This window comes from Streptomyces sp. NPDC005752 (genome assembly GCF_040630715.1).
GTDB lineage: Bacteria > Actinomycetota > Actinomycetes > Streptomycetales > Streptomycetaceae > Streptomyces.
Genome location: NZ_JBEXYB010000026.1, coordinates 14,612 through 34,097, shown reverse-complemented (window position 1 = coordinate 34,097; position 19,486 = coordinate 14,612). Strand labels below are relative to the sequence as shown.

Sequence of the window (19,486 nt, the reverse complement as noted above, 5' to 3'; positions counted from 1 at the left end):
TACCCAGAAGTAAGTTTACTCTGGAGTAAGGATTCGGCGTGGCCGACAACAGCAGCGGCAACCTCACCGACGAACTGTCCGGGCTCGACTTCGCCGCCGTCTCCCCGGAGGACTTCGCGCGGATCGTGAAGGGCCTTACCGCCAAGCAGCTCGGTGAGGTCATGCAGGGTGACCTGCGCGCCCGGGTACTGAGCGAGGTGTTCGGGCGGATGCGGCAGCAGTTCCGCCCGGAGGCCGCCGGTCAGCTGACAGCCCTGATCCGCTGGAAGATCACCGGCGAGACCGAGGAGGTCTACGAGACCTCCATAGCCGACGGCGCCTGCACGGTGAGCGCGGGCCGCTCCGACGCCGAGCCCCGTACGACGCTGGTGATGGGCGACGCCGAGTTCCTCAAGCTCGTCTCGGGCAACGGCAATCCCGTGACGATGTTCATGATGCGCAAGCTGAAGGTCGCCGGCGACGTCGGCCTGGCGTCGGGGCTGACCCGCTACTTCGACATCCCGAAGGCCTGAGCCCATGTCCTATTTCTCCCTCGCCCTGACCGAGGAACAGCAGGACCTGCGCAACTGGGTGCACGGCTTCGCCGCCCAGGTGGTGCGCCCCGCGGCGGCCGAGTGGGACGCCCGCGAGGAGACGCCGTGGCCGGTCATCCAGGAAGCCGCCAAGATCGGTCTGTACGGTTTCGAGTCGCTCGCCGACATGTACGGGGACCCCAGCGGGCTCTCCCTCCAGATCGCCAACGAGGAACTCTTCTGGGGCGACGCCGGGATCGGCATGGCCCTGTTCGGCACCTCGCTCGCGGTCGCCGGGATCTTCGCCTCCGGCACCCCCGACCAGCTCGCCGAGTGGGTCCCGCAGTGCTACGGCGACGAGGACGACCCGAAAGTGGCCGCGTTCTGCGTCTCCGAGCCACAGGCGGGTTCCGACGTCTCGGCGATGGCCACGAAAGCCCGTTACGACGAGGCCCGGGACGAGTGGGTGCTCGCCGGCCAGAAGGCGTGGATCACCAACGGCGGGATCGCCGAGGTCCATGTGGTGGTCGCCTCGGTCGACCCCTCGCTCGGTGCCCGCGGGCAGGCGGCGTTCATCGTGCCGCCCGGCACGAAGGGCCTGGCGGCCGGCCGCACGATCAAGAAGCTCGGTCTGCGCGCGTCGCACACCGCGGACGTCTTCCTCGACGACGTACGTGTCCCCGGGCACTGTCTGCTGGGCGGGAAGGAGAAGCTGGACAAGCGGCTGGCCCGTGCCAGGGAGGGCGGCACCGCCAAGGGCCAGGCGGCCATGGCGACCTTCGAGGTGAGCCGCCCCACCGTGGGCGCGCAGGCGCTGGGTATCGCCCGGGCGGCGTACGAGTACGCACTGGAGTACGCCGGACAGCGGGAGGCGTTCGGCCGGCCCGTCATCGAGAACCAGTCGATCGCGTTCGCGCTCGCCGACATCCGTACGGAGATCGAGGCCGTGCGCCTGCTGATCTGGCAGGCCGCCTGGATGGCCCGCAACGACCGGACCTTCGACGCAGGCCAGGGCTCCATGTCCAAGCTCCGTGCGGGTGAACTGGCTGTCGCGGCAACGGAGAAGGCCGTCCAGATCCTCGGCGGCGCGGGCTACAGCCGTGAGCACCCGGTCGAGCGGATGTACCGGGACGCCAAGATCTACACGATCTTCGAGGGCACCAGCGAGATCCAGCGCCTGGTCATCTCCCGGGCCATCTCGGGCCGTCACATCCGCTGACGCCGCGGAGCCGGTGCGGCGGACCGCCGCACCGGCTCCCGCTCAGACACCCACCGGCGTGAACCGTACGGGGAGCGATGCCGGGCCCCGGGTGAAGACACCCTCCTCGACCGGGCTGAAACCGTCGGCGAGACGCAGGTCCGGCATGGCGTCGAGCAGCTGGTTCACCCCGGTCTCGACCTCGGCACGGGCCAGCAGCGCACCCACGCAGAAGTGGCGCCCCAGTGCGAACGCCAGGTGGTCGGCGGCCGCGGAGAACGCCGTGGTGCTGGTCAGGTCGTCGCGGAAGAGGTCGAAGGTGTCCGGGTCGGCGTAGCGAGCCGCGTCCCGGTTGGCCGAGCCGATCAGACAGGTGACGGTGGCCCCCGCCGGGACGGTGCCGCCGGACAGCTCGACCTCGCCCGCCGTCTGGCGCATGATCATGTGGACCGGCGGCGTGTAGCGCAGTGTCTCGGCGAAGGCCCGGTCGACGAGGGAGCGGTCCCGCCGCACGGCGGCGAGCTGCTCCGGGTGGGCCAGCAGGTTGGCGAAGACCGACGCGATGGCCTTGTCGGTCGTCTCCCCTCCGGCCGCGAGCAGCAGGCTGCAGAAGGCCTTGATGTCCTCGTCACTCATCCGTACGCCGTCGACCTCGGCGGCACAGAGCGCGGAGAGCAGGTCGTCCCCGGGCTCCTCCCTGCGCCGCTGGATGACCGGGATCATGTACTCGGCGAACTCCTGGCGGGTACGTTCCCCGGCAGCCGCCACCGCGGGGTCACCGGCCAGGTTTCCCAGGAAGGCGATGACATTGGTGTACCAGCCGTGGAAACGCTGGTGGTCCCTCCGGTCCAGGCCCAGCATGTCGGCGATGACCAGGACGGGGAAGCGTGTCGCGAACGCCTCGACGAGGTCGGCCTCCCCGCTGTGCCGGAAGGCGTCGATGAGCTCCCGGGCGTTGCGCTCGATGACGGGCAGGAACTTCTCCTGGAGGTCCGCCCCGCGGAAGGCCGGGGCGACCAGTGCCCGGCGTACGGCGTGCTCCCTGCCGCTGAGCTGGAGGATCGTCCGGCCGTGGACGGGCTCCAGCTGCCAGTCGTAGTTCTCGGTGGTGAACTCCTGGGCCCGGTCCTTGAAGACACGCTCGACGTCCTCGTAACGGGAGACGAGGTAACTCCCCGTGGCCTCGTGGTGGATCAGGGGGGCGCTCTCGCGCATCGTCCGGTAGGCCCCGTAGGGGTCGGCGGCGAAGGCGGGCGAGAGAATGTCGGGCGGTGACGAAGCCTGGGACACGTGTGACTCCTGTGGGGGCAGAGATCAGATGCTTCATGACGGTGAACGGGCAGCACCAGCAAGGCTATTGACCTCCGGCCCGATACCGAACCCCCTGGGAGTACTCTTGATCGCCCGGTCCGACTCACCACGCCCCTCCGTCCTGTTCGTCACCGATCTCGCCTACGAGGCGCACGGACGGCGCTACTGCGACGAGGACATCTTCCTGACGTCCCGGCTGCGCGAGGCCTTCGACATCGCGCTCTGTCACCCCCGGGACGCGGCGGCTCTGCTGGACGGGTTCGACGCGGTGGTCGTCCGCAACAGCGGCCCGGTCCTGCACTACCCGGAGGCGTACGACGCGTTCCGTGTCCGGGCTCGGGAATCGGGGGTCCGCGTCTACAACTCGCTGGACGGGCGCGGTGACATGGCCGGCAAGCAGTACCTGGTCGATCTGAGCCGGGCCGGCTTCCCGGTGATCCCCACCGTGGACCGTGCCGCGGATCTCGGGCTGCTCCCCCGGGCGGCCGGATACGTGGTCAAGCCCAAGCTCGGCGCGGACTCGGAGGGACTGCGGTTCGTCGGAGCGCCGGAGCTTCCCGAGGACGCCGACGGCACACTGCTCGTCCAGCCCCGGATCGACTTCCGCTACGAGGTCTCCTTCTACTTCGTCGGCCACGACTTCCAGTACGCCCTCCACGCACCGCGTCCGGAGAGCCGCTGGGTGCTCGAACCGTACGAGGCGAGTCCTGCGGACCTGGACTTCGCGCGCCGCTTCGTCGAGTGGAACACGCTCTCGCACGGCATCCAGCGGGTGGACGCCTGCCGGACTCAGGAGGGCGGCCTGCTGCTCGTCGAGCTGGAGGACCTCAATCCGTATCTGTCGCTCGACCGGGTGCCGGAGGGTGTCCGCGAGGCGTTCGTCGCCCGGATGACGGGGTCGGTGCGGGACCTCCTGGACTGACCCGTACGGCCCGCGCCCGCAGGCGTGAGACAGGGCCGGGTGTGAGGGTGCGAGGGTGACCACTGCCAGCGAGACCTCACCCGTCGCGCAGAGTGCCGCAGCGCCACCCGTCCTCGACCCCGGACGCCGGAACATCGTGTTCGCCACGATCGTGCTGGGCATCCTGCTCGCCGCACTGGACCAGACGATCGTGGGGACGGCTCTCCCCACGATCGTCTCGGACCTCGGCGGGGCGGAGCACATGTCGTGGGTCGTGACGGCCTATCTGCTGGCCGAGACCGTGGCGACGGTGCTGGTGGGCAAGTTCGGCGACCTCTTCGGCCGGAAGCTGATCTTCCAGATTTCGGCGATCATCTTCATCACCGGCTCGTTCCTCTGCGGTCTCGCGTCGAACATGCTGCTGCTGATCATCTGGCGGGGTCTGCAGGGCATCGGCGCGGGCGGGCTCATGGTCACCTCCATGGCGCTGATCGCCGACGTCATCCCGCTGCGCGACCGGGGCAAGTACCAGGGGGCGATCGGTGCGGTCTTCGGCGTCGCCACGGTCGTCGGGCCGCTGCTGGGCGGGCTGTTCACCGACCATCTGACCTGGCGCTGGGCGTTCTACGTCAATGTGCCGATCGCGATCGTGGTGGTCATCGCCGCCGCCCGCACCATCCCTTCCGTCCGCGCGGCCGGACGTCCGGTGATCGACTACCTGGGCATCGCGCTGGTCGCCGTGGGAGCCGGCGCGCTGATCCTCGGGACGAGCTGGGGCGGCAACGAGTACGCCTGGGGCTCGCCGCTCATCATCGCCCTGTTCGTCGGTGGCCTGGCCGCCCTGGCGCTCTTCTGCCTCGTGGAGACGCGGGCGGAGGAGCCGATGCTGCCGATGCGGCTGTTCCGTAACCCGGTGTTCGCGGTCTGCTCGGTCCTGAGCTTCATCGTGGGCTTCGCCATGCTCGGCGCGATGATCTACCTGCCGACCTACCTGCAGTACGTCGACGGGGACTCGGCCACCCTCTCCGGGGTGCGGACCCTGCCCCTGGTGGTGGGTCTGCTGGCCGCCTCGGTCTTCAGCGGCAACGTGGTGAGCAAGACGGGCCACTACCGCTTCTTCCCCGTCATCGGTTCGCTCGTGATGGCGGCGGGTCTCTACCTCCTGTCCCGGATGGGCCCGGGCAGCGGAGTCTGGCTGGAGTCGCTGTACATGCTGGTCCTGGGCATCGGGATCGGTCTGTCGATGCAGGTCCTGACGATCGCCGTGCAGAACACGGTCGACTACTCGGACCTGGGCACCGCGACCTCCGGCGTGACGTTCTTCCGCACGCTCGGCAGCTCCTTCGGTACGGCGGTGTTCGGCACGATCTACGCCAACGCCCTGCGGCCGAACCTGACGCAGGGCGTCGAGCAGGCAACACGTGCGGGCGGCGATCCGACATCGCTGGCCCGGGCCGCGGAGAGCCCCCAGGCCGTGCACGCCCTGCCCGCCGAACAGACCGCGCCCCTCGCCCAGGCCTACGCGGACACCCTGCACACGGTGTTCCTCTGGACGGTGCCGGTGGCCCTGCTGGGGTTCGTCGTCTCACTCTTCCTGAAGCAGGTGAAGCTGCGCGACAGCGCCCGGGCCAGCTCCACGGACATGGGTGAGGGCTTCGCCCAGCCGAGCACCGGGGACCCGGCGAAGGTGCTCGAGTCCGCCGTCGCCAGGATCCTGCACCAGGCGGGTCCCGACACCGCCAGGCGGATCGTCGCGGAGTCCGACACGCGCCTCGACACGGCGGGGGCCTGGGCCGTCATGCAGGTCGACCTCTTCACCCGGATGGTGGGTCACGCGGGGCTCCGGCTGATCGCCGCCCGGCACCGGATCCCGCCGGAGGTGCTGGTGCCCGTCTTCGACCGGATGATCGAGGAGGGCTACCTCGGCGGGGACGGCCGGCTCTTCACCCACACGGCGGCGGGCAGTCGTGAGGCGGCGACGATCTCGGCTGCCTGGGGCCGCTGGCTCAACGCACGGCTGGCCGAGGACGGCGCCCGGCCCGACGACCGGGAGCTCCGGGCAGCTGTCGACGTGATCGCGAAACGGCTCCTCGCGGAGGACCTGGAGCAGCAGCTGGCCCCGTCGACCGAGCGGATCTCCGCACCCGTCTGACACCTCCCCCTCAGAGCTCCCAGGACCGGGGACGTTCCAGGGCCTCCCACTCCGCGCGGAGCAGTGACAGGACGGCGTTGTCGTAGCGGCGGCCCCGGTGGAGGCAGGACGAGCGGCGTACCCCCTCCGGCGCGAAGCCGGCAGCGGCGAGGACCGTGAGGGAGGCGGCGTTGTCGGTGTGGGTGAAGGCTTCGACGCGGTGCATCGGCAGCTCGCCGAAGGCCAGGTCGGTGAGGGCGTCCAGGGCGGCTACGGCGAGGCCGCGTCCCCGGTGTTCCCTGGCCAGCATCAGGTAGGCCTCCGCGGTGCCTTCGGCCAGCTGCTGGTCGTACAGGGCGATGAGCCCGACCGGTGTGCCGTCGGGCAGCAGGACGAGGAAGTCGTCGCGCGAGTTGTCGTCGAGCTGGCGTTCGATGCGCTCGGTCAGCTCGTACAGCGAGCCGGGCCAGACGCCCGTCTCGTGCGCCGCCACCGGATCGGAACGCCAGCGGTGCAGGAGTTCGGCGTCCGTGATCTCCAGGGGGGTGAAGGCGATGCCCCGGCCGCGCCAGCAGTGTGTGCGTTCCGCGTTCGGCTTCGCCGTGTCCTCGCTGCTCATGCGCGGATCCTAGGAAGGACCGCCCGGCCGGAGCAACGGGGTTTCAGTCGATGAAGACCGCTGAGGCGTAGACCCACGCTCCCTCGTGGCGGACGAACCGGCTTTTCTCGTGGAGCGCGTCGGGTCGGCCTCCGTCGGTGTAGCCGGCCCGGAAGGTGACCGTTCCGGTGCTGTGGAAAGCGCTGCCGTCGGTCGCTTCGAGGATGTCCAGGCCCGTCCAGCGCATGGCCGGGTCGAAGTCGACGGCCGGCGGGCGGGTGTCCGGGTGCCAGGTGCGCAGCAGATAGCCGGCGTCCCGGACCACGAAGGCGGCGTACCGCGAGCGCATCAGTGCCTCGCAGGTGGGGGCGGCCGCACCAGCCGAGTGGAACCTGCCGCAGCAGTCGGCGTACGTGGCGGGCAGACCGCAGGGGCACGGTGCGCCCGGGGCGGTCCGTACGGGGTTCGCTCCGGCGGATGCCTTCGGGGACACCTCGGGGGAAGCCGTGGGGGAAGCGGCGGCGGATCCGGTCGGGCGGGAGGTACGTCGTGACATGCTCCCATTGTCGCCGGTCGTCCCGGTGCCGGGCGGGCCGGGTTCCCGGCCGGAACCGTGGAGGCACCGGGCGCGGTCCCACGGCCGGGGGTGACGGCGACGACGTACTCGTGGTGAAGGCGCCTGGCGCCTGCCCGCCGCGACGCGGCACTGGCCAGGCACCGGCGCGGTCAGCGCTTGCGTGCGACGCCCGCGTAACCGGGGATCGGCTCGTGGCCGGGGACGTCGATGGCCTCTCCGAGCTCAGGTCGCCAGTCCGCGGAGAGCGAGACGCCGGGCTCGACGAGTTCGAGACCGTGGAAGAACGCGGTGAGCTCGGCCCGCGAGCGGGGCCGCAGGGTCATTCCCCGCGCCGTGTACATCGCACGGGCCCTGGCCGCGCCCTCGGGGTCGAAGTCACCCGTGGTGTGTGAGAGCACGAGATAGCTGCCGGAGGGCAGCTGCTCCACGAGCCGGTCGACGAGCTCCGCGGCCCCGTCCTCGTCGTCCACGAAGTGCAGCAGCGCGAGGAGTGAGAGGGCGACCGGCCGGCCGAAGTCGAGAACCTCGCCCGCCGCCTCCAGGATGGCGTCGGGCCGACGGGCATCGGCCTGGATGTACTGCGTGGCGCCCTCGGGTGTGGAACGCAGCAGCGCCGCCGCGTGCGCGAGCACGATGGGGTCGTTGTCGCAGTAGACGATCCGCGCGTCCGGGGCGGTCTGCTGGGCGACCTGGTGGAGATTCGGCTCGGTGGGTATGCCGGAGCCGATGTCGAGGAACTGACGCACGCCGTTCTCGGTGAGCCAGCGGGTGGCCCGGTGCATGAAGGCACGGTTGACCCGGGCCATGTCGCGGCCACGGGAGTCCAGGGTGAGCAGCTGCCGGGCCATCTGCTCGTCGACCGGGTAGTTGTCCTTGCCGCCGAGGAACCAGTCGTACATCCGTGCCGGATGAGGCTTGCTCGTGTCGATCTCGGCGGTCTGGGATTCCTGCCCGGTCATGGCACACTCCGTTGGTCGGCTGCTGGGGCGAACGGTGAGTGGTGCGAGCGTAAGTGGCGCCGGGTCAGGTGAGGAGGAAATCGGCCTTTCCGGCCTTGGCGCCCTGGATGAAGGCGGCGATCTCCCCGTTGGAGTAGATGAGCGCGGGGCCGTCCGGATCCGCCGACTGACGGACCGCCACCCTGCCGTCGGCCAGCTTCATGGCCTCGATGCAATTGCCGCCGTTACCACCGCTCCACGGCTTGTACCAGCCTTCGGTGCCGAGATCGGCGGCCGGCATGCCGTTGTATATGTGGTTCATCACAGCTCCTTGCGGAAGTCCCTGAGGATTTCCTTCGTGCGTTGTGCAGTTGCGGCCTGAGCCGCCATTCGGTCCATGACCTCGAGGTAGGAAGCGACCTCGGGGCGCGCGTCGAAGTAGACGGCGCCGGTCAGGTACTCGCTGTAGACCATGTCGGGGAGTTCGGGGACCGCGAAACGGAAGAGGACGAACGGGCCGTACGTGCCGGGGTGATGCCCCGTCGCGAACTCCGCGATCTGCAGGGTCACGTGGGGCATCTCGGTCGCGTCGAGCAGACGGTCGACCTGGGCCCGCATGGCGTCGGGGCTTCCGACGGGACGGCGCAGGACGGTCTCGTCCATCACCACCCACAGTTTCGGTGCCTCCGCCTTGGTGAGCAGCGCCTGCCGTTCCATCCGCAGTGCCACGTGGCGCTCGATGTCCGCAGGCCGGGTCTGGCCGACCGCGCCGGTACGCAGGACGGAGCGCGCGTAGTCCTCCGTCTGGAGCAGCCCGGGGACGAAGTGCGGCTCGTAGGTGCGCAGGAGGCTCGCGGCGCCTTCCAGGCTGACGTACATGCTGAACCAGTCGGGCAGCACATCGTGGAAGCGCTGCCACCAGCCGGGCTTGTTGGCCTCTTCGGCGAGTTCGACGAAGGCGTCGGTCTCGTCGTCGGCGATCCCGTAGGCCTTGAGAAGGAGCTGGACGTACGGGATCTTCAGCCCGACCTCGGCGGTCTCCATCCTGCGTATGGTCCCGGGGGCGACACGGAGCACCTTCGCCGCCTGGTCACGGCTCAGGCCGACGCGCTCCCGCAGATCCTGCAGGCGTTTGCCGAGAACGACCTGACCCACGGTCGGGGCGGACCGCGGTTCGCTCACTTCAGACCTCCCGATGCGCTATGTGCGAGCAGTGTGCCATGCGCACGGCTTCCGGGAACACAGCCACTCTGAATTTTTCAGAGTGCCTCTTGCCAAGTGTTCATGTCAGGGGGAGAGTTGGTGACCGAACCAAGTTCGCGTGATCGCGTCCGCCTTTCCGGGGCGGTGCGAAGCGTGACACAGCCCCCACTGTGAGGAATCGGTCGTGGCACCTGGCAGTGCGCTCATCCCCCGGCTCACGGATCTCAGTCCCGGGGCGGAGGCGCTCCGTTACTGCTTCGCCCTGGCGGCGCACCCCGAGTCGGTGGCCGGCGCCCGGCGCCTCACGCGGGCCAGGCTGGCGGACTGGCGCCTGAACGGGGACATCCACGACGCGGCGGTGCTGATCGTCTCCGAACTGGTCACCAACGCGGTCGTGCACACCGCGAGCGCCCGGGTGGTCTGCGAGCTCCGCTGCGACGCGGGCAGGCTGCGGATCTCCGTACAGGACCAGGGCCATCAGCCCGGTGGTCCGCGGCTGTCCCTCACCGCCGAGGGGGAACACGGACGCGGACTGCTGCTCGTCGACTCCGTGAGTGCGGCCTGGGGGTCCCATGACACGGGCAACCGCTCGGGGCGCATCGTGTGGGCGGAGCTGCCGCACGGCCCGGAGCGGACATGCTGAGGACCGCGCTGTCCCATCTGCTCGGCACCCGTCGCCCACGCCCGGCGGACGAGGACGGCGAGCGGGGACGGGTCCGGCTGCCGCTGCCACCCGCGCTGTCGGCAAGCCTCGGCTTCGACGCCGTGGGCGTACCGGCTCAGTACGGTTTCCGGTTGATGTCGCATCTGCCGCGCGCCGGATGCGTGTTCGCCGACGCGGACCAGTGGTGGTGGATCGTGCCGTCGGGTTCGGATCTCGACCTGGACTGGCCGGAGCAGGCGTCGTACGCCACGGGGGCCTACGTCCCCGCAGGCCGCCCGCGCCTGATCCACGCACCTGAGAGCCGTACCCCCTACACGCCGCCCATTCCGCTCTTCCTCATGGTCTGCCAGGTCACCGGCGTCGCACCGTCCTGGGGTCCGTCCGGCCGGCCGAGGGCCGTGACCGCTCCCTGACGGGCGGGATCCCCGCTCACCGCCGGTCGAGGTAGGCGAGTCCCGGGTGGACCCCGGTGTATCCCTCGACAAGCCGGCGGGCCACGGACACGGAGTCGACCAGCGGGTGCAGGGCGAAGGCGCGCACGGCCGCCGCACGTGAGCCGCTCTCCGCCGCTTCGAGCACCGCCCGCTCCACGGCCTTGACCGCGGTGACCAGCCCGACCGCGTGGTACGGGAGCGGGTCGACGGCGACGGGATGCGCGCCGTCGGCGTCCACGAGGCAGGGCACCTCGATGACGGCCTCCTCGTCGAGCACCGCGAGCGTGCCTCGGTTGCGGACGTTCAGGATCAGCGAGGCGCGCTCGTTGCGGGCGACGGCGCGCATCAGGGCGAGGGCCACCTGCTCGTAGCCCCCGGACTCCAGGTCGCTCTCCTCGCGCTCACCGGCCCCCGCCACGTCCCGGTTCTCCGCCATGTACGTCGCCTCGCGTTCGGCGCGCGTACGGTCCCACGTGGCCAGCGGCGGGGCGGCAGGATCCTTCATCCGCGCGTAGAAGCCCTCCTGCTGGTCACGGAGGAAGGCACCGCGGGTCTGTTCGGCGTCCTGGTAGGCCCGGACCGCCTCCCGGTTGAAGTAGTAGTAGTGCAGGTACTCGTTGGGGATCGCGCCCAGCGAACGCAGCCAGTCCGGGCCGAACAGCCTGCCCTCCTCGAAGGAGCCGAGGAGCGCGGGGTCCGCCAGCAGACGCGGGAGCTCGTCACGGCCGCCGACCCGCAGGCCCCGGACCCAGCCGAGGTGGTTCAGCCCCACGTAGTCGATCCACGCGCGGTCCGGGTCCGCGCCCAGGACCCGGGCGATCCGGCGCCCGAGTCCCACCGGCGAGTCGCAGATCCCGATGACCCGGTCGCCGAGGTGCCGGGCCATGGCCTCGGTGACCAGGCCGGCCGGGTTGGTGAAGTTGATGACCCACGCGTCGGGCGCGAGCCGGGCGATGCGCCGGGCGAGGTCCGTCGCGACGGGGACGGTGCGCAGCCCGTAGGCGATGCCGCCGGCCCCGACCGTCTCCTGGCCCAGGACACCCTCGTCGAGCGCGACGCGTTCGTCGGCGGCACGGCCCGCCAGACCGCCGACCCTGATGGCGGAGAAGACGAAGTCCGCACCCCGCAGGGCCTCGTCGAGATCACCGGTGGCGTGTACGTCGGGTGCGTCGTCGATTCCGGCCGCCTGTTCGGCCAGGACCCGCGCGACGGCCGTGAGCCGGTCCGCGTCGGTGTCGTACAGGGTCACCCGCGAGACGCGGCCTTCGGCGTGGTCACCGAGCAGGGCCCCGTACACGAGAGGGACACGGAATCCGCCGCCGCCAAGAATTGTCAGCTTCACGCTGCTCGATGGTACGGGGCGGGCAGCCCGGTACCCCGGACCCGGAGGCCCGGAGGTGCCGGGGCGGCGGCCGGCTGGGCTGTCAGTGGCCGTTCCACCACCGCGCGACGGCGTGCCAGATCCTCGTCGGACCACTCCGCTGGGCCGGGATGACGACGCCTTCCCCGGGTGTCGTGTACGGCTCGGCGGTGCGCGGTGCGGACGGGGCGGTCTCGGGGCCGCGTCGGGCGACGGGGGACGACACCTCCCAGTCGGCCTGCGCCCGGTTCCGGGCCACCGCCGGCAGCGGTTCGGCGTCGACCTCCTGTTGCGGTGTCGGGGCGAATCCCGCCGGCAGGTCCACCAGGTGCCGTGACATGAAGTTGCCGGCCCAGCTCAACTTGTCCTCTTCGACGGCCAGTTCGAGGTCGGGCAGACGCATCAGCAGGGCGTCGACCCCGACGTCGGCGATGGCGCGTCCGATGTCCTGGCCGGGGCACTCGTGGGGACCGCTGCTGAACGCCATGTGGGCACGGTTGCCCTCCATGCTGACGGTGAGGTCGGGTCGGACCGCGGGATCCGTGTTGGCGGGCGCGATGCCGACGATCAGGGCGTCACCCGCCTTGATCTGCTGGCCTCCGAGCTCGGTGTCCCCCACCGCCCAGCGTCCGAGGACGGAGGTGAACGGCGGCTCGTCCCACAGCGTCTGTTCGACCGCCTCGGGGACGGTCATGTGCCCGCCGCTGAGCCGGGCACGGAACCGGGGGTCGGTGAGGACCATCCGCAGCACGTTGGCGATCAGATTGGTGGTCGTCTCGTAGGCGACGATCAGAACGACCCGCAGGTGTTCGCTGACCTCCTTGTCGGTGAGCGCGGCGGGGTGTTCGACCAGCCAGGTGGCGAAGTCCTCGGCGGGCGCCTCCCGGCGGCGCTGGACCAGCCGGTCCAGCGCGCCGATCACGTAGGCGTTGCTCGCGACCGCGGTCTCCGAACCTCGCGTCATGTCTCGGGCCGCCTGCACCAGACGGTCGTCGTACTCCTCCGGCATGCCGATGATCGCGCACATCACCATCATGGGGAGGCGCTCGGCGAACTGACTGACCAACTCGACGCGGCCCTCACCGCAGAAGTCGTTGACGAGCCTGTTGGAGTACCGGTTGATGTGGCGGCGCACGCCGCGGGTGTCGATGCGCGCCATGCTGTCGGTGACCGCGCCGCGCAGCCGCTCGTGGGTGGCTCCTTCGGCGAATGAGCACACCGGCTGCCAGGTGAAGAGCGGTGCGAGCGGGTGGTCCGGGGCCACACTGCCGTCCTGCAGGCCACGCCACCGCCGCGAGTCGCGGGAGAACTGCGAGGGGGTGCGGGTCATGTGGAGGTTCTCGCTGTGTCCGAGGACCAGCCAGGCGGGGACGTCCTCGTGCAGCAGGACGGGCGCCACCGTGCCGTGTTCGGCACGCAGCTTGTCGTACAGGCCCGCCGGGTCCGCCTCGGCCTCGGGACCGTACAGCCGGCGCAGTCCGCCGGGTCCGATGCCCATGCCGTGCGCGGGGCACTGAGGGGGTGGCACCGGGCCGGCGGTGAATCCGGGTTCGTGCTGGAAGGGGGTTGTCACAGGGGCTCCAGGAATAAGGCGCTCCGGGGACGGGCGAGTCGGGACAGGGCCCGTCCGGAGGCTGGGGTGCGGGCCGTCGTCAGGCGAGCGGCACGGCAAGGCTGTGCAGGTAGCGCATCAGGGTCAGCAGCACGTCCCGGCTGGATGCGCGCAGCCGGGCGTCGCAGTCGACCATCGGGACCTCGTCCGACAGGTCCAGGGCGCTGCGCAGGGCCTCGACGGGGTGGTGCGGTGCCCCGGGGAAGGTGTTGACGGCGACGACGAACGGCACGCCGCGCTCCTCCAGCCTGCCGATGACGTCGAAACTGACCTGGAGCCGTCTGGTGTCGATGAGGACGACGGCCCCGAGGGCTCCTTCGAAGAGTCCGTTCCACAGGAACCAGAAGCGCTCCTGGCCGGGGGTGCCGAACAGGTAGAGGATCAGTTCGTCGCTGAGACTGATCCGGCCGAAGTCCATGGCGACGGTGGTGGCGGTCTTGGTCTCCACCCCCACGTTGTCGTCCACGCCGACCCCGGCCTGGGTCATGGTCTCTTCGGTCGTCAGGGGCCGGATCTCACTCACCGAGCCGACCATGGTCGTCTTGCCCACCCCGAACCCACCGACGACGACGACCTTCACCGCGGCCGTGGCCGTGTCGGGAAGGACGTCCTCGCTCCGGGGGCCCGTGATCGTGTCAGAGCTTCTGAAGTCCATGCATCACCGCTTCGAGGAGGGACCGGTCCGGGAGCGCGGCGCGGACGATCGGCGCGCGCGACTCGATCAGTTCGGTCGCCAGGAGTTCGGTCAGGAGCGAGGTGACCACACTGAACGGGAGACTCAGATAGGCCGAGATCTCGGCGACGGACAGCGGCGCCCTGCAGAGCCGCAGGATCGCCGCCTGCTCCGGCTGGACCGTCGGGGACGGCTCGGCCTGCGCCACCACCATGGTGACGAGGTCGAGCGCCGCTCTCCGGCCGTCGGGCGCGCCCGTGATCACATACAGCCGTTCCGGGTCGCTCACCGCAGGGTCGGCCTTTCGGCGTTCTCGTCGGGGAGGACTCATCCGGCCTGCCCCTCATGACGCGGCGGGCTCGTCAGGTGTGCTCCGATACGGACGACCATGTCGCGCATGCGGGCGCCCACCAGTCCGGCGTCGACCGTCTCGCCGGCCAGGACCGCGAGGTAGGCGCCCGCTCCGGCGGCCATCAGGTAGAAGAACCCTCCGGTCACCTCGATGACGACCAGCTTCATCAGGCCGTCGCTGTAAGGGATCTCGGTGGCGACGGCAGCGGCCAGGCTCTGCAGCCCGGCACAGGCGGCGGCGAGACGGTCGGCGACGTCCGGGTCGCCGCCGTGCCGGGCGATGCGGAGACCGTCGGCGGAGAGCACCACGATCTGGTGGATGCTCGGTACGTCGTCGGCCAGTTCCTTGAGCATCCAGTCCATGTTTCCCCGCTGCTGGATCACTTCTCGTCTCCCTTGTCCCACGCGTCGTCGGAGTCTGTGTCGTTCGCCGGGTCCTTGGGCACACCGTTGACGGCCTGGGTGAATGCCTCCAGCCAGAGACCGGGCGGTGCCGTGCCGCCACCGCCGCCCCCGCCGTGTCCGTTGTGCCCGTTGCGTGCTGCGGGCTCCGCGGCCGGCGCGGCCTGCTGCGGGAGGTTGTGCGAACCGAGGGGTGCGCGCCCCCTGCTGCGGCGCTGGGGAAGCCCGCCCTCGGTCCACTCGGTCACGACGATCTCGTCGTCACCCATTGCTGCCGCGGTGGGCGCGGGCCGGGCGGCGGACGCCACCGGCGCCGGGACGGGGGCAGGAGCGGGAGGCGCGAGCGACGGGACGGGCCCGGTGGACCGCGCCCTGTTCTTACCGAGCGGGGGGACCACGTGCCGCATCTGCGACATGTCGAGGGAACTCTGGGGCCGTGAGGTGGCGCCGATGCCGTGCGCGATCCCGGGTGCGGGCCCGGTGGTGATCATGTCGCGCGGCACGATGAGCACGGCACGGACCCCGCCGTACGCGGACTGCCGCAGGGAGACCTGGAGTTGGTACATACGGGCGAGCCGGCCGACCACGGCCATGCCGAGGCGCGGGGACTCCCCCAGGTCGTTCATGTTGATGCCGGCCCGGGCCTGGGCGAGCATGTTCTCGGCCCTCACGCGGGCCTCCTCGCTGAGGCTGACGCCGCCGTCCTCGATCTCGATGGCGATGCCGGTCTGCACCTCGACCGCGGTGACGTGCACCCGGGTCTGGGGCGGCGAGTAGCGCGTCGCGTTGTCGAGCAGCTCGGCGCAGGCGTGGATGAGCGGTTCGACCGCGGTGCCGACGATGGCGACCTTGGCGATCGAGTGCAGATCGACGCGCTGGTATTCGAGGATCCGGGACATCGCGCCGCGCAGTACGCTGAACAGCGGTACGGCCTTGGGCCACTGACGGCTGGGACGTGCTCCGCCGAGTACGGCGATGGAGTCGGCGAGCCTGCCGATCAGCGCGGTGCCGTGGTCGATGCGGAGCAGGTCGTCGAAGACATCGGGGTTGCGCCCGTGGTGGTCCTCCATCTCCCGGAGTTCGCTGGCCTGTCGGTGGACGATGGCCTGCACCCGGCGCGCGACGCTCACGAAGGCGCGCTGCGCGGAGTCACGCATCGCCTCTTCGTTGTCGATGATGTCGAGGACCTGGAGCACCAGGGCGCGCTGCGCCTTGGGGAGGTTGCGGTACGACGGGTCCGCGTCGACGACGTCGCGCATCACTTCCTGCGGCGAGTTACTGGCGCGCAGTCGGCGGATCGCGGTGGGCAGGAGCTCCTTGCTGAGCCGTTCGGTCTCCTGGTCGTACGAGGCGATACGGCGTTCCAGGGCGGCGATGCGCCGCTCGTACTCGGCTCGCTGGACGCGCGTCGCCCGGTTCCGTCGCTTCAGTGCGACGACGAGCGTGGCGACGACGACTGTGGCGATCGCACCGCACCACACGACTGCCGCGCGCGTGGCTCCGGTGACCGGCACCGCGCCGGCGGCGGTGGCCCCGGCCGTGAGCACGACGGGCAGGAGCGCGGCGCGGACTACGGGGATGTCTCTGTTGGTCGGCGGTGATTCAACACGGACCATCTAAACCCTCTGGCGGTTGATTCGGGAAGGTATGCGGAAAGAACGGCACTTGCACGGACACTTGCGTACAAGTGCTCGGATTCGGAACAACTCGACTTCACTGGGCGTGAGCCTAGCCAGATCAGAACAGTGCCTCGGCATATTCGCCCAACCCCCTGCGCGGGCACTCCTGCGGTAATACACTCGCCAGGTTTCGCACTCAGTGGCGTCGAGCGTGCGCAGGGAGTGACCTCATTCACGAATCGGGTGAAACCGCACTCTTATGTCCCGCCCTGCGGGTCGGAGCATGGCGGAAGTCACCTGCGGTCGGTGCGTGCGAACTGCGAAAACAGATCGGTAGGCGCATCAGTGAGCGAATATCGCCAAAGCATGCGACGACGCATGCACCGCAGAGCGGGACAAGGGCACATGCGATCGAATCGGATCGAAAGGAGCAGATACCTGAGCGACGGACGGGTGTGCGAGCGGGTGGGCGGGGACGACCGTGGAGGGCCCGCCGTCACGTCGGCACCCCGGGACCCCGGGGAGCGCCGTCGTCTCAGCCCTGCCGCGCCCTCACCGTCCGTGATGCCCCGGGGGCCGCGCCGGGGCCGGAGAGGGGAGCCGCCCGGGCGGGGAACTCGAGCGCCCGGCCGTGGGCAGAGCCCGGGACGCCCTCGATCCGTGCCGGCGGAGCCGCGTGCCGCATCGACAGCACCTCGGCAGCGGCCTGCCGTCGGGCCCGGACATCAGGGGCCCGGACGAGAGGAGTCCGAAGGCGGCGGCGCTTCGTCAGCGACGGCCGCCGAGCCGGCCCTCCAGCTGCACCAACAGCTCGCCCAGCTGTCCGCTGAGCCCGCTGCGGGTCTCCTTGTCGAGCCCGGAGAGCACCGACCGCTCGTATGCGAGCTGTTCCGGCAGCAGACGGTCGACGAGCTCGCGCCCCGCCTCCGTCAGGCCGACGTGGGTGACCCTGCGGTCCCTGGCATCGCCGCGGCGGCCGATCAGGCCGGACTCCTGGAGGGTGCGCAGTCGCTTGGTGACGGCGGCTCCGGACGAGAAGGTCTCACGGGCCAGTTCACCGGGGGTGAGTTCGCGGTCGGTCCGCCGCATCGCGCCGAGCAGGTCGAATTCGGCGCGGTTGAGTCCGGCGGCCCGCAGGGGGGCGTCCTCGGCCTGCTGGAGGAGGGCCGCGCAGCGGTTGATGCGGCCGATGAGCTCCATCGGTCCGGTGTCCAGCCCCGGCTTGACGGCTTGCCACTGCCGTACCACCGAGGCCACGATGTCGTCGCTCACACCGCTCCGTTCGCCGGGGGCAGGGTGATACGTCCCTGCCGTTGTGCTGTCGCCGCGAGCGTACGGTGTCCCGCCTGCTCGACCGCCAGCAGCTCTTCCTCCGGCAGGGCGCGCTGCCACCATTCGCCCGACGCGACGTCGCCGGCGTCGCGCAGTTCGACGAGGGATGCGGTCAGGCTCCTGCGTGCCGCTTCGAGCACGAGGGCGTCAACCGCCGGGTCGGCGACAGCCCGCTCGGCCCGGTCCCGGGCCTTCTTCGCCGCGGCGAGCGCCCGTTCCACGCGGCCGGACGCCCGGCGGTTGGTGACGGCGATCGCGGCGAGCAGGCCGACGGCGACGCCCACGACGGTGTCCAGGGCACGGTCGGCGATGAGTTCGCCCGCCGGCTGGAACCCTCCGAATTCGAGGATCAGCAGGGCCATCGGAGTGACGGCGACGGAGCCGAGCCAGTAGTTGCGGGTGATCAGGGCCTCGGCGGCGAAGTTGAAGGCCAGGACGCACAGGACGAGGGCGAGCGGGTCGACCCGGGCGAGCGGGATGACGGCCGCGAAGACCAGCACGCCGAGCAGGTTGCCGACCGTCCGCTGCAGGGCCCTGCTCCACGAGAGGCTGAGGTTTGGCTGATAGACGGACGCAGCCGTGACGATGGCCCAGTACGGGTGGCCCACGCCGAGCGCCGAGGACACGTAGCCGGCCAGTGCACACCCCACGAGGGTGCGGAAGGCGACCGGCAGCAGCGGGGAGCCGGGTCCGAGGGCGCGCAGCAGCCGGCGCCGGGCCTCGCGGCGGCCCCGTCGCATCCGCTGCCCGGCCCGCTCGGCGTCGATCCCGAAGAGCTGCTCCACGGTGCCGGGTGCGGGCGGGGGGCAGGGGACGGGGCCACGGGCCCGGGTCCGCGCCGCCCACAGGCGCAGCTCGTCGGGGCCCGCGCAGGAGACACCGCCTCCGGGGCCCGCGCCACGGGCGGGGCCGCCGGTCGCCGTCTCGGCGAGAGCCCGCTCGGCGTGGACGACGAGCCGCTCGAGTTCCCGGCGTACGGCGGTGGGCCGCCCGGCTGCCAGCAGCGACTGCCAGGCCGCCTGGACGGCTGCGGCCGCGGCACGCCGGGTCCGGGTGTCGGGATCAGCGGCGTGGGCGGCCGCCGCATCGAGCGCACGGGCCGTGGCCAGACGCTCGGGCCCCTCCCGGCGCCACAGGACAGGCCCGACCGTGACCAGCCAGGAGAAGGCGCCCGCCGCCAGCATGAGGGCCATGTGCCCCGGTACCTGTCCGAGTTCCTGCGGCGCGAAGAGCGCTGCCGAGGTGACGAAGGCGAAGATCACGTTGCCGGGCGGACCGATGCGCGTCGCGTCGCAGAAGGTCTTCTGCACGGCCGCGAGCAGCGCACCGACGGCGATCAGCACGGCGGTCGAGTCGGTGAGCGAGGCGGCGGTCAGAGCGACGGCGAAGCCCGCGGCCATCCCCAGGATCACGCGCAGGACGGTGTGGACCCTGCGGGCGTACGGCAGGTTGTGCCCGTAGAGCGCACAGAGGGAGCCCGCCATCGTGTACATCACCAGGTCGAGGCGGTCGAGGGAGTACAGCAGCAGATTCGGGACGGCCGAGGCCACCACCACGCTCAGCGCGGGCTTGTACCAGATCTCCGCAGGGCTGTTCAGCCGCAGGACACCGGTGACCGGCAGTTTGTGGACGGATGGCTTCCGGGGTCGCATGGCTGTATCACTCACTCA

At 70.8% G+C, this 19,486-nt stretch carries 20 protein-coding genes; 6 read left to right on the top strand and 14 right to left on the bottom strand.

Features of this window, described 5'->3' with window-relative positions:
• Window positions 1–38 precede the first annotated feature (38 nt).
• Together ABZ441_RS22205 and ABZ441_RS22200 are read left to right on the top strand one after the other, a co-directional pair.
• Complete coding sequence (locus tag ABZ441_RS22205; RefSeq protein WP_358976865.1) at window positions 39–512, top strand: SCP2 sterol-binding domain-containing protein; 474 nt, start codon at window positions 39–41, stop codon at window positions 510–512.
• A gap of 4 nt (window positions 513–516) precedes the next feature.
• Window positions 517–1,731, top strand: coding sequence for an acyl-CoA dehydrogenase family protein (locus ABZ441_RS22200; RefSeq protein ID WP_358976862.1), 1,215 nt, complete (start codon window positions 517–519; stop codon window positions 1,729–1,731).
• Between the two features lie 42 nt (window positions 1,732–1,773).
• Here the strand turns inward: ABZ441_RS22200 and ABZ441_RS22195 are convergent, their stop codons facing one another.
• Window positions 1,774–3,000 carry a cytochrome P450 gene (locus ABZ441_RS22195; protein WP_358976859.1) on the bottom strand — a complete coding sequence of 409 codons (1,227 nt, stop codon included), beginning with the start codon at window positions 2,998–3,000 and terminating at the stop codon, window positions 1,774–1,776.
• A gap of 106 nt (window positions 3,001–3,106) precedes the next feature.
• Here ABZ441_RS22195 and ABZ441_RS22190 point away from each other — a divergent pair, with 106 nt between their 5' ends.
• Entirely contained in the window at window positions 3,107–3,943 is an 837-nt protein-coding gene (locus tag ABZ441_RS22190; RefSeq protein WP_358976856.1) for a hypothetical protein, read from the top strand.
• Window positions 3,944–3,998: 55 nt separating this feature from the next.
• A complete protein-coding gene (locus ABZ441_RS22185) occupies window positions 3,999–6,074 on the top strand; it encodes an MDR family MFS transporter (RefSeq protein ID WP_358976853.1) in 2,076 nt (691 codons plus the stop codon).
• Window positions 6,075–6,084: 10 nt separating this feature from the next.
• Here ABZ441_RS22185 and ABZ441_RS22180 read toward each other — a convergent pair whose 3' ends face one another.
• The 5 genes from ABZ441_RS22180 to ABZ441_RS22160 form a co-directional block, all read right to left on the bottom strand.
• The gene (locus ABZ441_RS22180) at window positions 6,085–6,672 is read right to left on the bottom strand and encodes a GNAT family protein (RefSeq protein ID WP_358976850.1); all 588 of its coding nucleotides are present in this window, start codon (window positions 6,670–6,672) and stop codon (window positions 6,085–6,087) included.
• Between the two features lie 43 nt (window positions 6,673–6,715).
• On the bottom strand, window positions 6,716–7,207 hold the full coding sequence (locus ABZ441_RS22175; protein ID WP_358976847.1) for a YchJ family metal-binding protein: 492 nt from the start codon (window positions 7,205–7,207) through the stop codon (window positions 6,716–6,718).
• Between the two features lie 170 nt (window positions 7,208–7,377).
• Complete coding sequence (locus tag ABZ441_RS22170; RefSeq protein ID WP_358976844.1) at window positions 7,378–8,187, bottom strand: SAM-dependent methyltransferase; 810 nt, start codon at window positions 8,185–8,187, stop codon at window positions 7,378–7,380.
• 64 nt (window positions 8,188–8,251) lie between these two features.
• Window positions 8,252–8,488: a DUF397 domain-containing protein gene (locus tag ABZ441_RS22165; RefSeq protein ID WP_358976841.1), complete on the bottom strand. Its 237-nt coding sequence runs from the start codon at window positions 8,486–8,488 to the stop codon at window positions 8,252–8,254.
• A complete protein-coding gene (locus ABZ441_RS22160; protein WP_205023483.1) occupies window positions 8,488–9,348 on the bottom strand; it encodes a helix-turn-helix transcriptional regulator in 861 nt (286 codons plus the stop codon). Before ABZ441_RS22160 ends, ABZ441_RS22165 begins: the two co-directional genes overlap by 1 nt.
• Window positions 9,349–9,553: 205 nt before the next feature.
• Here ABZ441_RS22160 and ABZ441_RS22155 point away from each other — a divergent pair, with 205 nt between their 5' ends.
• Both ABZ441_RS22155 and ABZ441_RS22150 read left to right on the top strand, forming a co-directional pair.
• Complete coding sequence (locus ABZ441_RS22155) at window positions 9,554–10,012, top strand: ATP-binding protein (protein WP_358976837.1); 459 nt, start codon at window positions 9,554–9,556, stop codon at window positions 10,010–10,012.
• Window positions 10,006–10,446, top strand: a complete 441-nt coding sequence (locus tag ABZ441_RS22150) for a hypothetical protein (RefSeq protein ID WP_358976834.1) — start codon at window positions 10,006–10,008, stop codon at window positions 10,444–10,446. Before ABZ441_RS22155 ends, ABZ441_RS22150 begins: the two co-directional genes overlap by 7 nt.
• 16 nt (window positions 10,447–10,462) lie before the next feature.
• On the opposite strand, the gene ABZ441_RS22145 is transcribed toward ABZ441_RS22150, so the two are convergent.
• The 8 genes from ABZ441_RS22145 to ABZ441_RS22110 all read right to left on the bottom strand — a co-directional run bounded on the left by ABZ441_RS22145 (window position 10,463) and on the right by ABZ441_RS22110 (window position 19,468).
• Window positions 10,463–11,809 carry a 6-phospho-beta-glucosidase gene (locus tag ABZ441_RS22145; protein ID WP_358976831.1) on the bottom strand — a complete coding sequence of 449 codons (1,347 nt, stop codon included), beginning with the start codon at window positions 11,807–11,809 and terminating at the stop codon, window positions 10,463–10,465.
• Window positions 11,810–11,891: 82 nt separating this feature from the next.
• Window positions 11,892–13,400, bottom strand: a complete 1,509-nt coding sequence (locus ABZ441_RS22140) for a cytochrome P450 (RefSeq protein ID WP_358976828.1) — start codon at window positions 13,398–13,400, stop codon at window positions 11,892–11,894.
• 79 nt (window positions 13,401–13,479) lie between these two features.
• Complete coding sequence (locus tag ABZ441_RS22135; RefSeq protein WP_205023488.1) at window positions 13,480–14,094, bottom strand: ATP/GTP-binding protein; 615 nt, start codon at window positions 14,092–14,094, stop codon at window positions 13,480–13,482.
• Window positions 14,075–14,443: a DUF742 domain-containing protein gene (locus ABZ441_RS22130; protein ID WP_205023489.1), complete on the bottom strand. Its 369-nt coding sequence runs from the start codon at window positions 14,441–14,443 to the stop codon at window positions 14,075–14,077. Before ABZ441_RS22130 ends, ABZ441_RS22135 begins: the two co-directional genes overlap by 20 nt.
• Window positions 14,440–14,847, bottom strand: coding sequence for a roadblock/LC7 domain-containing protein (locus ABZ441_RS22125; protein WP_205023490.1), 408 nt, complete (start codon window positions 14,845–14,847; stop codon window positions 14,440–14,442). Before ABZ441_RS22125 ends, ABZ441_RS22130 begins: the two co-directional genes overlap by 4 nt.
• The gene (locus ABZ441_RS22120) at window positions 14,844–16,481 is read right to left on the bottom strand and encodes an ATP-binding protein (RefSeq protein ID WP_358976822.1); all 1,638 of its coding nucleotides are present in this window, start codon (window positions 16,479–16,481) and stop codon (window positions 14,844–14,846) included. Before ABZ441_RS22120 ends, ABZ441_RS22125 begins: the two co-directional genes overlap by 4 nt.
• 771 nt (window positions 16,482–17,252) lie before the next feature.
• The gene (locus ABZ441_RS22115; RefSeq protein ID WP_358976819.1) at window positions 17,253–17,756 is read right to left on the bottom strand and encodes a MarR family transcriptional regulator; all 504 of its coding nucleotides are present in this window, start codon (window positions 17,754–17,756) and stop codon (window positions 17,253–17,255) included.
• Window positions 17,753–19,468 carry an FUSC family protein gene (locus tag ABZ441_RS22110; RefSeq protein WP_358977092.1) on the bottom strand — a complete coding sequence of 572 codons (1,716 nt, stop codon included), beginning with the start codon at window positions 19,466–19,468 and terminating at the stop codon, window positions 17,753–17,755. Before ABZ441_RS22110 ends, ABZ441_RS22115 begins: the two co-directional genes overlap by 4 nt.
• Window positions 19,469–19,486 lie beyond the last annotated feature (18 nt).